Origin of the sequence: Vibrio sp. 10N.261.46.A3, from assembly GCF_041472995.1 — a bacterium.
Classification (GTDB): Bacteria; Pseudomonadota; Gammaproteobacteria; order Enterobacterales; family Vibrionaceae; genus Vibrio; species Vibrio coralliirubri.
On the sequence record NZ_JBFRRH010000003.1, the window covers coordinates 118,402 to 132,565 of the forward strand.

Here is a 14,164-nt window from a genome sequence, read left to right on the forward strand (position 1 = left end):
ATCTCCAAAAATCGAATCTGGCTAGAGTCTAGCACACTGATTACAGAGGCTAAACTATAGATAAATGAGTAAAAGCCTATCAAGATAGGTACATCCGTCACTACTGTATGACTGGGTTATGCTTCCATCCACTGCTTCCATGCTTGAACAACATGATCTCTTTCCATTTCAAACTTTTCAATCGCCACATCCGCATCAAGATTAAGTAGATTACGGTGGTGGATTTCATCTCTTAATGTTGTATAAGCATGGGTTAATGCCATGCCTTGCTGCTCGTCCATAATCCCTTGTGACAACAAGCTTTCGAAGATTCGTACATTGTCACACCAACGAGTAAGCTTTGGCTTCTCATTGCTGTATCTAAGCACTAAATATTGCGCTAAGAATTCAATATCGGTAATACCACCCGCATCTTGTTTGAGCATGAATCGATCAGCCTTTTTTCCCCCTAAATGGCCGCGCATTTTTTCACGCATATCCACAACGGACTTTTTGAGTGTTGCCTCATCACGCGCCAAGCACAAAACCTCATGACGCGTTTTGTTAAATGCCGAAGCCAATAAGTCATCACCATAAATCATACGAGCGCGAGTCAAGGCTTGGTGTTCCCAAGTCCACGCGTCATTGTGCTGATACTCGTCAAAAGCATCGGTTGGACTCACCAACAGGCCAGATGCACCCGAAGGGCGTAGGCGAGTATCAACTTCGTACAGAATGCCAGAAGCAGTTCTGGTCGAGAAAATATGAATAATACGCTGCGCCAATCTTAAGTAGAATTGGCGTCCATCAATCTCTTTCTTACCGTCAGTATAGATGTGTACCGGGCAGTCGTGCATGAACACAATATCGAGATCGGAGTTATAGCCAAGCTCCCAACCGCCGACTTTGCCATAGCCAACGACAGCAAAACCGCGACCTTCGCGATCTTTAACATGGGTCGGTTCACCAAACTTGGCGGATACTTGTAACCAAGCTTGATTGACCCCCGCCTCCACAATGGCTTCTGCTAAGTAGGTCAGGTGATCGCTGACCTTCATGACAGGTAGAGCACCCGCAATATCCGCGGCTGCAATTCTCAATATACAGGTCTGCTTAAACTGACGCAGACCTTCCATCTGTTGCTCCATATCATCTTCAGGAATACGAGCAAGATAATCACGCAACTCTGTTTTGTACGACTCTAATGGCACTGGATTGTAGAGTTGCTGAGGGTCGATAAGCTCATCTAACAGGATTGGATAACGACCTAACTGCTCCGAAATCATCGGGCTTGCCGTACATAAACGAACTAATTGAGTCAATGCTGCAGGGTGTTCATCGAGTAGCTCAAGGTAAGTGGTACGCGTAACGATTTTATGCAGCAGATGCAGTACTCGCGACAAACCAAACTCGGCATCCTTAGCGGTGTACAGTGCTTGAAACACTTTCGGCATCAATCGATTGAGGACTTCACGACCGCGTGGGCCAAGGGTCTTCTTAGCCAAATCGGCTTTAAATTGAATAATCGTTTTCGCGGCTTCCGGTGGGTTAGCAATCGCAATATCATGCTCCAGAACATGTTCAATCACATCTGGCTTATGGGCCATATCCCACAGTTCACTAAAGTGACTCGCGATCGGGTTGGCGTCATCTTCATCAACCCCAATCAGATCTTCGAACACGGTATGTACATTGGCCATATGAGCACGAGTTGCCTCAATCAAACTATCCCAATCAGTGAATTGCATTGCGACAGCGAGTTGCAACTGTTCGAATTCACCGTCAGGTAAGGTTTGAGTTTGCTTGTCGGCCATTGCTTGCAACAGGTTCTCAAGGCGACGCAAAAACAGATAAGCCTCACGTAAGTGCCCTACCTCTTCTGCCTCTAACAGATGAAGTGATTCAATCGCGCTTAAGGTTTCCAGTAACCCTCGACCACGAAGGCTCGGTTCACGGCCACCACGAATCAATTGGAATACTTGTGCAATGAATTCCACTTCGCGAATCCCACCAGACCCCAGCTTGATGTTGTTTGATAATCCACGACGACGTACTTCACTGCTTATCATCGACTTCATACGACGCAAAGATTGAATCGCACTGAAATCGATATAACGACGGAATACAAATGGGCGCAGCATCTGGCGGAGCTCTTGGTATTCAGGGTACATTTCGCTGCCCATCACTCGCGCTTTCACCATCGCGTAGCGTTCCCAATCGCGACCTTGCTCTTGGTAGTAATCTTCCAGTGCCGCATAGCTCATCACAAGTGGACCACTCTCACCGAATGGACGTAAACGCATGTCGACTCGATAGCAGAATCCATCGAAGGTTTGCTGATCAAGCGCCTTAATAATACGTTGCCCTAGACGGGTAAAGAACTGCGCATTGGCAATGCTGCGTCTTGCACCTTGGGTTTCGCCATTCTCTGGGTAGGTGAAGATCAGGTCGATGTCAGAAGAGAAGTTAAGCTCTCCGCCCCCTAGTTTGCCCATACCAATGATCAGCATCGGTTGTGCTTCACCTTGCTCATTACAAGGTGTGCCCCACTCTTTACAACAAATATCGTACTGCCATTGATAGGTCTCGAAAATCATTGCCTCAGCCAACATCGATAGATGATTTAGGCTCTGCTCTAGTTCCCACGAACCCATGAAATCACGCCAAGCAATGTAGGTCATTTCTCGATTGCGGAATTGACGCAGCACGCGCTGACCGCTCATTTCATCGGTGCAACCAGAAAGTAATTCAGCCAGTCGTTCTCGGTACTCTTCAGCGCGTTCTTCGCATGCCAAGATATCAGGTAAGTCACCACATAAAACCGTATCACGCTGCAGGCAATCACCAATAAAACAGCTTAAACCGAGTACACGTTTAAGATCTTCAGTCAGTGGCTCAGACCAAGTATTGATAGCTTCACTTTGATGCTCTAATAATTGCTCAAAAGCAGACTGGGAGTGAGTGATGAGTTGAGAAGGCAATGGCATGTTTCTTCCTTGTATAAGCTGCGCGCCGAACAATCGGTTTATCGATTCAGTTCTTCAATAACGAGTTTTCATAACTAAAGATAAGTTATACCAAAGTTACGCCAATAAAAAACGCCCACATTAGCAATGTGGGCGTTTTATCGATTAACTTATCTGGTTGAGCTTACAACTGAGAAACAGTCTCTAGGAATAAGCCTTTGACGGATGAAGACTAGGTGCTGAGGACTAAACCTTAAATTGCTTAATCTTACCGTCGAGTTCTTGCGCGTTGCTTTCCATAAGCTGAGAGGTCTCTAGCAGCTCACTAACAACAACCACTGAAGCTTCAACAAGCTCGCGTACATTGGTCAGGTTGACGCTCATCTCTTCAGCAACACTGCTCTGTTGGCCTGCAGCTGTCGCGATCTGGAAGTTCATATCATTGATTTGATTGACTTGGCTTACGATGCCGTCAAGCTCAGAACCAGCATTGGTTACCAGATCAACGCCTTCAGCCGCTTCTACAACACTCTTCTCCATCAGCTCTACCGCAGAGTTAGCGCTGCTTTGTAGATGACTGATCATGTCTTGAATCTCTACCGTCGCTTGCTGAGTACGCTGCGCAAGGTTACGAACCTCGTCGGCAACAACCGCAAAACCACGCCCCGCTTCACCGGCACGTGCCGCTTCAATCGCAGCGTTCAATGCTAATAGGTTTGTCTGTTCTGAAATGCCTTGGATAGTACCAACCACACTGCCAATTGAGTCAACGCGTTCTTCTACTTGGTTTACCGCGGCTGCAGATGCTGCGATATCTGAAGATAGCTCACTCATCTTAGACACTGACCCTTGAACGAACTTCTGACCAGTAAGAGCTTGGCCTGATGCCTGTTCAGTCAATGACGAAGCGCTTTGCGCATGCTCAGCGACAGTTTGCACCGTCGACGTCATCTCACTCATTGCTGTTGCCAGCTGATCGATCTCGTTGAACTCTTCTTGCGCTGACTCTTTGGTTTCAGACATGCTGATGGTCATCACTTCCGTCAGAGCAAACAGCTCATCAGAAGAGGCCACCTGAGTTTTGATCATGTCGTTCAGTTGAACGCGAGTTTTTTCAAGTTCGCGTGCCACATCGCCGTATTCATCTTTACAGTCCATTTGAATCGGCACTGATAAGTTCTTATCTGCCATGGTTTTAATGGCGTCATTAAGGTATTGAGTCTGGCGCAGCATAACGCGCGCCGCTGCTAACAGAAGAACCACAAACACAATGATCATCAAGGCTGTTTGCCAAGCCACTTGAACTAGGTAAGTCTCGTAATGCTGTTGTGCGACTTGCGCATTGTTCGTTACAGCAAGCAATGAATCGTAAAACGTACTTGCGTCCCATAGCTGCTTCGAAATGATCAAGATAGTGCTGAATATCATCAACATGACCATTTTTGGAACGAGACGAACGTCAGAGATTACCCTTTCCCACGGCTTGAATGACAGTTTAGTCATTGTCAGTTCTCCATTAATTCTTATATATTGATGGCTTCTATATCCGCGAGGTGGCTATGTCAGTCAAAGTTCGCGATTTATTTTGAGCCTCGTATGAATGTTGAATAATACCAAAGACGCCACCAAGCCGATGAGCTTATTGTCACTGATTCTCTCTTTCTTAGCGTTATTTGTGATCTCAGGCTTATTGTTCGTACCGATCGATAAAGAATCGAAACAAGTCCTTATCGGCCTCGATTTTATAATCTGTAGTGTTTTTCTTTTTCAGCTCACAATTGATCTATTCAGATCACAAAACAAAAAAGAATTTCTAAAAGTACACTGGATCGATTTCTTAGCAAGCATCCCAATGATCGAGCCTCTTCGTTTCGCTCGCATTTTTCAGATCCTGCGTGTGATTCTTGTGCTTCGCTCGGGTAAACGCGTTTTCAGAGAGCTATTCCGCAATCGCAAAGAAACCACCCTCGCCTCAATTATATTGTTGCTGGTCATTCTCCTGACCATTGGAGCTGGAACAATATTGCTGTTAGAGCACAAAGATCCCAATGCCAACATCACCACTGGCCAAGATGCTTTATGGTGGGCTTTCGTTACTATCAGCACGGTGGGATATGGCGATCATTATCCAGTCACGAGCTCAGGAAAATTAGTCGCGTCTATGGTGATCATTTGCGGTGTCGGTGTGTTTGGTATGATTTCAGGCTTGATTACTTCTTTGATCACCTCCCCAACTCATCATGAGAATCAACGAGCGGAAAACAAAGAGAAACACCTTGAGAAGATCATCGAGCAGCAACAAAAGATCTTAGAGCGACTCGAAAAACTTGAGCAACAAACAAAAAAATAGGGCCGTAGCCCTATTTTCAAATTCATACTTATATTGATACGGTTGTTGAGTTTAGTCTTGCCAGTATGGCTCAACCTCAACACTGATTTGGCGTGTCTGTTCCATCGCATGCAGAATAGACACTTCTTGACGAGCTAACCAACGCTCTAGCTGAACCTTCTCATCGCCTTCCAGCTTCTCAGTCAAAGGCTCTAATGTTTTAAGTGCCAACAAGTCATCAATGCCTTGCACCATATCGGCCCATGGCAAGCGGAAACTGTTTCGTTCAGCGTCATCATATAAACTCGCGAAACCAACACCAGAATACAGATTACGCATCAAACGGTATTGCTGCTCAATATACGCTTGGCTAGTCATCACTCGCTCTGGTGGGAAAGCTTCCATCAAGTCTGCCCATGTGCGATCGAGTTGCTGCACGGAAAACCATTCAATACCACGGCCCATTTGCTCACGCGCTTTCTCATCTAAGAAAGGCTGCCAGCCACGAGACAAGATCCAACGGCTCAAATCTAACAATAAACCGGTGTAACGAGCAGAGCTCAGCAAGGTAAGCAGATCTTCACGATCTGGCAGTTGCTCTTGCATCTCTTTAAGCTCAGCGACTAAGAACTTACGCGCATCGAGTTTACGTAGTACATGGCCTTTATCTTCCAGCAAGTCTTCGAAGTGATCATAGCTTTTCAGCCAGTCGAGCTCTTGCTCAAGCCACTTCAACTCTTGACGTAAAATAGCACTCGCGCGTCTTGGGACAATGCCACCATAGATAGTGAAGGTTTGACGAATAAAACTCAGCGAGTGGCTGATCTCATGTAGCGCTTCAATCGATTGGCGCTCAGTGAAAATCTGCTCGTGATAGTGCCAATGAGCGAGAGCATGCTCTAAAGATTGAATGAAACACGATTCAACGGTATCACTTTTGTCAGTATCAACTAAGGTCAAAGGAGTGGCTTCATCTCCTTGATAACCTTGAGCAAGGCGGTAACCCTTAGCTGCTTTGCTTAGGTTACCCAAACGCATGCCACCTTGTTCGCAGAATTGGCGAGACAATGTAAATAGCGCATCCGTTTGACCAGATTTAAGCTCCAGTTCGACTTCGCAAATCGGTTCTTGCAGGTCGCCTGATTCAACGAAGCCTTGATCGAATGCGACCTCGACTTGGCTACCATCAGGCATACCAATCAACCATTGCTCACGCGTAAAGTTGGTAGAGAACAGAGGAGTCAGCTCAGCTTGCAACGTTTCGATGTCTTTACCTGCTGGCCAGATATCCTCTGGGTGCAGGGCTAACTTAGGTTCGTTGCTGTCGTGTTCTGCATTGTATTCAGGCCTTTGATGCAGGCCAGCAACCACACGACCAGCAGTCTTTACGGTTTGTACAAATACGTCATCAAAGCGTCGAATGCGTAAGCCTGTATCGTGCTTACGTAGCCAGTTGTCAGCGGTGTCAAAGTAGATGTTACCTAGCTCACGACAACTGTGCTGAAGTACTTTAGTTTCAGCAATTTTATTGCGTAAAGTCTCTGAAAATTCAGGAGAAACAAAAAACTTCAGTTCTATCTCGGTTTCCATAGTTATACCTTTCTGTGAAGATAGGGACAGGATATTGCCAATTTGAAAAGTCGGCAAGTCAGAAATATCGCCCTTATGATGATCTAAAACAGTTTTAATGAGAGATTGATTAGGTTAACATGCGCGACTTTGTAGCCATCGCTTAACATTTCACCATGAATATGGTGTATGTTGTTTTAAGGTTATTATTTATTAGGTTGGATGACCATGCCAGTAAATACAATTATGGGGTTATTTGCAAAGTCCCCAATTAAACCTTTGCAGCGTCACGTAGTATGCGTGAACGAATGTTGTTCTCACCTAGTTAATTTCTTTGAAGTTTCTTCAAAAGGTGACTGGGAAAAAGCATCAGAAATTCGAGCTCAAATTTCTCACCTTGAGAAAGAAGCTGACGTACTAAAACGTGAAATTCGCCTTAAACTTCCTCGTGGTTTGTTTATGCCAGTTGATCGCACCGATATGTTGGAGCTATTAACGCAACAAGACAAACTCGCAAACCTAGCGAAAGACATTGCTGGCCGTGTATATGGTCGTCAACTTGTCATTCCTGCTCCTATGCAAGAAAACTTCATCGCTTACGTTAAACGTTGTCTAGATGCAGCGAACCAAGCGCAAAACGTAATCAATGAATTAGACGAATTACTTGAGACTGGCTTTAAAGGCCGTGAAGTAACACTCGTTGCCGAAATGATTCATCAATTAGATGTAATTGAAGATGACACGGATGCGATGCAGATCGAACTACGCCAACAACTAATGGCAATTGAAGGCGATCTGAATCCAGTTGATATCATGTTCTTATACAAAATTCTTGAATGGGTTGGTGGTATTGCAGATCAAGCACAGCGTGTAGGCGCTCGTCTTGAAGTAATGCTTTCTCGATCTTAAATCATACGTTAACCATATAACGAAGAGCATTTTTTGAACAAACCACTTATGCGCTGAGTATTTCTCTCGCTGAGCGGTTTTTTGCGTCTAAATTTGTTCCGCTTGTTATCAAACAACTAGGTATTACGATGGATATCCTTGCTAACTACGGCACTGTCCTGATTATTGTTGCAGCAGCTTTCGGTTTCTTGATGGCTATTGGTATTGGTGCAAATGACGTTGCGAACGCAATGGGCACCTCAGTAGGCTCTAAAGCTCTAACCGTTAAACAAGCGATCATTATCGCAATGATCTTTGAATTCGCAGGTGCTTACCTTGCGGGCGGCGAAGTAACAGACACGATCCGTAAAGGTGTTATCGAAACGTCTCTATTCGCTCATCAACCAGATGTACTTGTGTACGGCATGATGTCTGCACTTCTTGCTGCTGGTACATGGCTACTTCTCGCTTCTTACATGGGCTGGCCGGTTTCTACGACTCACTCAATCATCGGTGCAATCATCGGTTTTGCGTGTATTTCTGTAGGTACTGAAGCTGTAGACTGGAACAGTGTTCAAGGTATTGTGGGCAGTTGGATTATCACACCCGTTATTTCCGGCTTCTTCGCTTACGTCATATTTGTAAGTGCTCAACGACTGATTTTTGATACAGAGAACCCGCTATTTAACGCGAAACGCTTTGTACCGGTATACATGTTCATTACAACAATGGTAATTGCACTTGTAACCATCAAGAAAGGTCTTAAGCACGTTGGTCTGCACCTAAGCAACACTGAAGCATGGGTTTGGGCTGCTGGCGTTTCTGCGCTTGTTATGATCGGCGGTTACCTATACATCCAGAAGAAATTCGCTAATCGTGAAGAAGACCACGGCTTTGCTGGTGTTGAAGGCATATTCTCTGTACTAATGGTTATCACAGCTTGTGCGATGGCATTTGCACACGGTTCAAACGACGTTGCGAACGCGATTGGTCCACTGTCTGCTGTTGTATCAACCGTTGAGCACATGGGTGAAATCACAGGTAAGAGTACGATCGCATGGTGGATTCTTCCTCTAGGTGGTTTCGGTATCGTTGTTGGTCTTGCAACAATGGGTCATAAAGTAATGGCAACCGTTGGTACTGGTATTACAGAACTAACACCTAGCCGTGGCTTTGCTGCACAACTTGCAACTGCATGTACGGTTGTACTAGCTTCAGGTACTGGCCTTCCAATCTCTACTACACAAACACTCGTTGGTGCAGTATTAGGTGTTGGTTTTGCACGTGGTATCGCAGCACTAAACTTAGGCGTTGTACGTAATATCGTGGCTTCTTGGATTGTGACACTACCTGCAGGTGCTCTACTTGCTGTTGTGTTCTTCTACGGAATTCAAGCTGCGTTTACTATGTAATCGCGACTGCGTTAGTGAATACTAGCGTCAGAACAGTGTGAGCTTCAGTAACGATATGTAAATGCCATGTCATTATTGACTCAAACGCACAGAAAGGGAGGCTTTGCCTCCCTTCTTTGTTGCACCGCATAAAGAAACTAAATATTATTTGCTGATTGAGGCTGACTCATACGCCTACCCAATTTGAATCGTTAAGGGATTTACTGTGAAAAAACTGATTAGCTTAGTTTTGTTCGCAATGCTTGCGGCTCCAGCTGCCTTTGCACAAGACCGTTATATTGCTGACAAACTATTTACTTATATGCATTCTGGCCCAAACAACACATTCCGTATCATCGGTAGTGTTGATGCTGGTGAAAAGATTACATTCCTACAAACTAACAAGAGTACGGGTTACACCCAAATTCAAGACAACCGTGGCCGTAAAGGTTGGGTTGAAAGCAAGTTTGTAAGCACTCAAGAAAGCATGGCACTGCGTATGCCTAAGCTAGAGAAAGAGCTGACGGAAGTTAAAGGTAAGCTAGCGAATGCTCGTCAGAGTGCTGACAGCGAAAAAGCTGGCCTAGCAAGCTCTCTAGATTCTCGTAACAAGCAGATTGCTGAACTAGAACAGAACTACAGTGAAATTAGCCAACAGCTAACGAGCTCTCAAACAGAGAACCGTGAACTGCGCGCTAAGCTAGACACTCAAAAAGACGACCTGCTATTGAAGTACTTCATGTACGGTGGTGGTGTTGCGGGTATTGGTCTACTTCTAGGCCTTGTTCTGCCACACATCATGCCTCGTCGCAGAAAATCACCAAACGGTTGGGCGTAGACGTAACGCTTGTATCAGGTACAGTAAACTCAGTATCGAATATCAAAAAGGAGCACCTCGGTGCTCCTTTTTATTTGTCTGTTATCTAGATACCTTTAGAGCTCGCTAGCCTTTCCACTCGTACAGAGCTGGGATTTCTATCTTCTGCTGATTGAACTCTATGATCACCGATTGTGGCTTAATCTCCAGTAATTGAATGTCTTGTCCAATCCAATCTCCTTGCGCCACTTCTTGACCGTTCACTTTTACCCAACGCTTAGTTTCGCTACTCGAGTACATATGGGTTTGTAGGTCTAACTTAGGAAGGACTCCTGATAAGCTATTGGTGTGCGTTTCCAACTCAATAACCTGAGAGCCTCTTTGCCCTGCGGGTCTAGAGTCCATCGGCTCAGGAGCGCTTTGTTGCTCCCCCATAATGGATTCAAGCTTCAATGCTAAATCAGGTGGTAACTCACTGAGGTCTAGCCCTTGCAGCAGATCACTGTCCGATTGTAAGTCACTATTTGATTGCTGATCAGTGCTTGATTGCAGAGCAGTCGTTTCATCACTCGCGCCAGGCTGAACGGTTGGTTGAACAGGTGACGATTCAGAACTGGTTGTCATTTGAGTGTTGTTATCAGCATTCGCTAAGATCACAGCTGAGCCACCAGCGGTGTTTGCACTATTAGTACCAGAATCAATCTGTGCATACATCTCTTGCCTTGGCAGCGCTTTCAACGGTTGGCTCGCCGGTGCTGGACGAACAGCGAACAATGCATCTTCTTCCTCAGACACGGCATCCATGCTTGCTATATCAGCATCAGCAATTTCAGGCTCAATGTCTGATTCAGTTTTTAATTCTGGCAGAGCGACATTGGCAGCTTTGTTCACTGGTTCTTGTTGTTGGCTATACGATTGATAAGCCAGAACGCCACCCACCAACAAAGAAGGAACCAAGATTAAGAGTAGCCCCATCGCTAACGATGAACCTCGTTTGTTGCTCATCCCTTTTGCAGAATTAGGAACATGATGATTCTGGTAGCCTTTGAAGCTTGGTTTGCTAAGAGAGTGCTGATTAATAGACGACTGTTTTCCAGAGGAGTGTTTAAGTTCGTGCATAATACGTGACATTAGCTTTCGCCCCCTTCTAGTGACATCAACTTAGGCGAATCGAGTTGAGCTAATCTCTGCAATCTTGCCAAGGTGCGCTTACCAGCGATACCATCAACCGACATACCCTGCCAAGTTTGAAATGCTTCGATTTTCATTTTTAACTCATAATCAAATACATCACTACCGGAAACAACCTCTCCTAATACTTCAGAAAGCAGTAGATCAAGTAAAGCAACCGCTTCACCTTGATAGCCCTCTTTGAGGGTCTCTCGCAGCGGCTGTTTCCAAATAGCGACATAATCGCCTTGCCAGATTTGCTCTAAGGATTGCTTCGGCATCACCAACAGTTTTTCATTCACCAGTAACTCTACAGAATCCTCAGACACGCCATACAGCACAGCAAACACAGGCTTTTGGTCTATGTCGAGATTAAGTACCACAGGCACGCCGAGTTCTAACAATGTATCCAAATTGGCCTGCTGCTGCTCGCACACAAAAACACTTTGTGGCTCACTTAAGCACAATCCATCACGCAGTGAAGATTGATACCCCCACAGCATATACAAGTCCTTGATAGCAAGAGAACGATTGGTCCCCTGCATCAAATGTTGTTGAATGTGTTGCGGCAATTCAAACTTGGCAGGTTTTGGCTCGGCAAGCAACTTAGGAACATCGGCCACCAATGAACGCTGAGTATGTGCTAACACTTCAGTCTTCGCTTCATTTGAAGCATCCGTAGGCAACCAATCATTGATATAGCTTGGAGCGAAGTTAAAGGTCGCTATTGCAAGACCAACGCTTAACGTCGCAATCCCTGCGTATTGGAATAACTTGGGCGCAGCACGAGAAGTTCGAGGTTTCTCGACGTGATACACATCGGCCTGAAAGGACATAACCTGCTGACACGCTCGGTTAACCGTTTCATTGCTCGGTAGCTGCTCACCATCATGAAAAGCCAACTGCAGTGCTTTATCACACACCAAGTTAATGAGCCTTGGAATACCATGCGTATATTGAGCAATCAGCTTGATAGAACGGTTCGAAAACAACATCTGCTCGCCACCCGCCGTCTCCAAACGAAACGCGATGTACTTACCCGTTTCTTCAGTATTAAGAGGCAGTAAGTGATAACGACCAGTAATGCGCTGCGCTAGCTGACGCAGCTGCGTGGTTTGTAAGTGCTGTTGTAATTCAGGTTGGCCGACCAACAGTACTTTTAACAGCTTACGATTGTCGGTTTCCAAGTTTGTTAGCAGGCGTAACTGCTCCAACACATCGGCAGCGAGGTGTTGGGCTTCATCGATCACCAATAGGGTTTGAATGCCTTCGGCATGGCTATCAAGTAGAAAATAATGAATAGCCTGACTGAGCTGTTTCAACGATGCTTGTTCAGGGTACTCGACCTCAAACTCATCGCAGATTGCTTCAAGTAAATCCGTATTGGAAAACGTAGGGTTAAGTATAAGGCCAGCCTGAGTATGACTATCCAATGAAGACAACATCGCCTTAGCGACCGTTGTTTTCCCTGTACCAACCTCACCAGTAAGCATCGCAAAGCCCCCACCCTCGCCTAAACCGGCTTGTAGGTTCTGCATCGCTTCTTGATGGCGCTGACTCAAAAACAAGTAGCGAGAATTTGGTACAATCGAAAATGGCATCTCAACGAAGCCAAAATATTCCTTATACATGTGCTGCCCTATAATTACGATTAATGGAAAGTACCATTGCTTGCAGTAAAGTCCAGCAGTGATAAAACATTTCGAGGTGATAAGTTGCAAATTTACGATAGCCTACCAAAAGATAACGGGCTACAACGCTATCTAGTCGGTGGAGCAGTGCGCGATAAGCTGCTCAATATTGATAGTTATGATAGAGACTGGGTCGTGGTAGGGAGTACCCCTCAAGAGATGGAAAACCTTGGCTTTACTGCTGTGGGAAAAGATTTCCCCGTATTCTTGCACCCAAAAACCAAAGAAGAGCACGCACTGGCTCGCACTGAGAGAAAATCCGGTTCCGGTTACACAGGCTTTGAGTGTTACTTCGCTCCAGACGTGAGTTTGGAAGAAGATCTGATGCGTCGAGATCTGACCATCAACGCTATCGCTCAAGATGATAAAGGCCAACTTTACGATCCTTACCATGGTCAGAAAGATCTCTCAGATCGTGTTTTAAGACACGTTTCAGACGCTTTTGTTGAAGACCCTCTTCGTGTACTACGTGTGGCTCGCTTCGCCGCCAAGCTTCACCATCTTAACTTCACGGTTGCACCTGAAACCATGGATATGATGAGTGAGATCGTCCAATCTGGTGAGCTGGCACACCTTACTGCAGAACGAGTTTGGCAAGAGTGGCATAAGTCTCTTAGTACGCCGCACCCTGAAGTGTTCCTCTCTATATTGAAAGAGTGTGGTGCATTGGCAGTCGTATTACCTGAGATTGACGCTCTATTTGGCGTCCCTCAACCTGAAAAATGGCACCCTGAAATCGACACGGGCATTCACACTCTGATGGTTGCTCAGCAAGCCGCACTATTAAGCCCCTCATTACCGGTACGCTTTGCAGCTCAAGTGCATGACTTAGGTAAAGGCGTCACGCCAGAAAGCGAATGGCCAAGCCACAAAATGCATTGCCATACGGGCTTAAAAATCATTAAAAAGCTGTGTGAGCGTGTCAGAGTGCCCAATGAGTTCAGAGATCTTGCGCTGTTAGTGTGCGAGCAACATTCTAATATCCACCGTGCAGGCGAGCTCAAGCCAACCACCTTTCTCAAGGTTCTCAACAAGTTCGATGTTTGGCGTAAGCCAGATAGGCTCGACGATATACTGCTTTGCTGCCAGGCCGACCACGCAGGCCGAGAAGGATTAGAAGATCAACCTTATCCTCAAAAAGCGCGTTTTGAAGTGGCTTACCAAGCGGCGCTGCAAGTCGAAGTTAAGGCGATTATTGCCGATGGCTTTCAAGGTAAAGATATTCGAGAAGAACAAGAGAAACGCAGAGCCATCGCAATTGAAAACGCCCTATCAGAACTCGCTAGCAGTTAATCATCACCGCACTAACTAAAACGTATTAAAAAGCCCGCTGTTAAGCGGGCCTTTTGTTTCAATCTTTACAG

At 45.7% G+C, this 14,164-nt stretch carries 10 protein-coding genes; 5 read left to right on the plus strand and 5 right to left on the minus strand.

All coding sequences use genetic code 11. The features are described 5' to 3' along the window. Nucleotides 1–116: 116 nt before the first annotated feature. Nucleotides 117–2,966, minus strand: a complete 2,850-nt coding sequence (gene glnE / locus AB4484_RS00835) for a bifunctional [glutamate--ammonia ligase]-adenylyl-L-tyrosine phosphorylase/[glutamate--ammonia-ligase] adenylyltransferase (protein WP_372075989.1) — start codon at nucleotides 2,964–2,966, stop codon at nucleotides 117–119. 225 nt (nucleotides 2,967–3,191) lie between these two features. Continuing rightward, the gene (locus AB4484_RS00840; RefSeq protein WP_052880123.1) at nucleotides 3,192–4,448 is read right to left on the minus strand and encodes a methyl-accepting chemotaxis protein; all 1,257 of its coding nucleotides are present in this window, start codon (nucleotides 4,446–4,448) and stop codon (nucleotides 3,192–3,194) included. 97 nt (nucleotides 4,449–4,545) lie between these two features. On the opposite strand from AB4484_RS00840, the gene AB4484_RS00845 reads away from it, so the two are divergent. After that, nucleotides 4,546–5,295: an ion transporter gene (locus AB4484_RS00845; protein ID WP_333007649.1), complete on the plus strand. Its 750-nt coding sequence runs from the start codon at nucleotides 4,546–4,548 to the stop codon at nucleotides 5,293–5,295. 51 nt (nucleotides 5,296–5,346) lie between these two features. Here the strand turns inward: AB4484_RS00845 and AB4484_RS00850 are convergent, their stop codons facing one another. Continuing rightward, nucleotides 5,347–6,864: an inorganic triphosphatase gene (locus AB4484_RS00850; RefSeq protein WP_248402368.1), complete on the minus strand. Its 1,518-nt coding sequence runs from the start codon at nucleotides 6,862–6,864 to the stop codon at nucleotides 5,347–5,349. Nucleotides 6,865–7,071: 207 nt separating this feature from the next. On the opposite strand from AB4484_RS00850, the gene AB4484_RS00855 reads away from it, so the two are divergent. The 3 genes from AB4484_RS00855 to AB4484_RS00865 all read left to right on the plus strand — a co-directional run bounded on the left by AB4484_RS00855 (nucleotide 7,072) and on the right by AB4484_RS00865 (nucleotide 9,960). Next, nucleotides 7,072–7,752, plus strand: coding sequence for a TIGR00153 family protein (locus AB4484_RS00855; protein WP_010434644.1), 681 nt, complete (start codon nucleotides 7,072–7,074; stop codon nucleotides 7,750–7,752). A 128-nt stretch (nucleotides 7,753–7,880) separates the two neighbouring features. Next, complete coding sequence (locus AB4484_RS00860; RefSeq protein ID WP_017061418.1) at nucleotides 7,881–9,143, plus strand: inorganic phosphate transporter; 1,263 nt, start codon at nucleotides 7,881–7,883, stop codon at nucleotides 9,141–9,143. Between the two features lie 205 nt (nucleotides 9,144–9,348). Next, nucleotides 9,349–9,960 carry a TIGR04211 family SH3 domain-containing protein gene (locus tag AB4484_RS00865; protein WP_017062917.1) on the plus strand — a complete coding sequence of 204 codons (612 nt, stop codon included), beginning with the start codon at nucleotides 9,349–9,351 and terminating at the stop codon, nucleotides 9,958–9,960. Nucleotides 9,961–10,065: 105 nt separating this feature from the next. Here AB4484_RS00865 and AB4484_RS00870 read toward each other — a convergent pair whose 3' ends face one another. Together AB4484_RS00870 and AB4484_RS00875 are read right to left on the minus strand one after the other, a co-directional pair. Continuing rightward, a complete protein-coding gene (locus tag AB4484_RS00870; protein ID WP_372075992.1) occupies nucleotides 10,066–11,070 on the minus strand; it encodes a general secretion pathway protein GspB in 1,005 nt (334 codons plus the stop codon). Continuing rightward, entirely contained in the window at nucleotides 11,070–12,740 is a 1,671-nt protein-coding gene (locus AB4484_RS00875) for an AAA family ATPase (protein ID WP_372075994.1), read from the minus strand. The genes AB4484_RS00870 and AB4484_RS00875 overlap by 1 nt, the downstream gene beginning before the upstream one ends. Nucleotides 12,741–12,776: 36 nt before the next feature. On the opposite strand from AB4484_RS00875, the gene AB4484_RS00880 reads away from it, so the two are divergent. After that, a complete protein-coding gene (locus AB4484_RS00880) occupies nucleotides 12,777–14,093 on the plus strand; it encodes a multifunctional CCA addition/repair protein (RefSeq protein ID WP_372075996.1) in 1,317 nt (438 codons plus the stop codon). The last annotated feature ends 71 nt before the right edge of the window (nucleotides 14,094–14,164 follow it).

Coding starts and splice junctions, on each gene's coding strand:
- glnE (WP_372075989.1), bottom strand. CDS start 2,966: ATGCCATTGCCTTCTCAACTCATCACTCACTCCCAGTCTGCTTTTGAG.
- AB4484_RS00840 (WP_052880123.1), bottom strand. CDS start 4,448: ATGACTAAACTGTCATTCAAGCCGTGGGAAAGGGTAATCTCTGACGTT.
- AB4484_RS00845 (WP_333007649.1), top strand. CDS start 4,546: ATGTTGAATAATACCAAAGACGCCACCAAGCCGATGAGCTTATTGTCA.
- AB4484_RS00850 (WP_248402368.1), bottom strand. CDS start 6,864: ATGGAAACCGAGATAGAACTGAAGTTTTTTGTTTCTCCTGAATTTTCA.
- AB4484_RS00855 (WP_010434644.1), top strand. CDS start 7,072: ATGCCAGTAAATACAATTATGGGGTTATTTGCAAAGTCCCCAATTAAA.
- AB4484_RS00860 (WP_017061418.1), top strand. CDS start 7,881: ATGGATATCCTTGCTAACTACGGCACTGTCCTGATTATTGTTGCAGCA.
- AB4484_RS00870 (WP_372075992.1), bottom strand. CDS start 11,070: ATGTCACGTATTATGCACGAACTTAAACACTCCTCTGGAAAACAGTCG.
- AB4484_RS00875 (WP_372075994.1), bottom strand. CDS start 12,740: ATGTATAAGGAATATTTTGGCTTCGTTGAGATGCCATTTTCGATTGTA.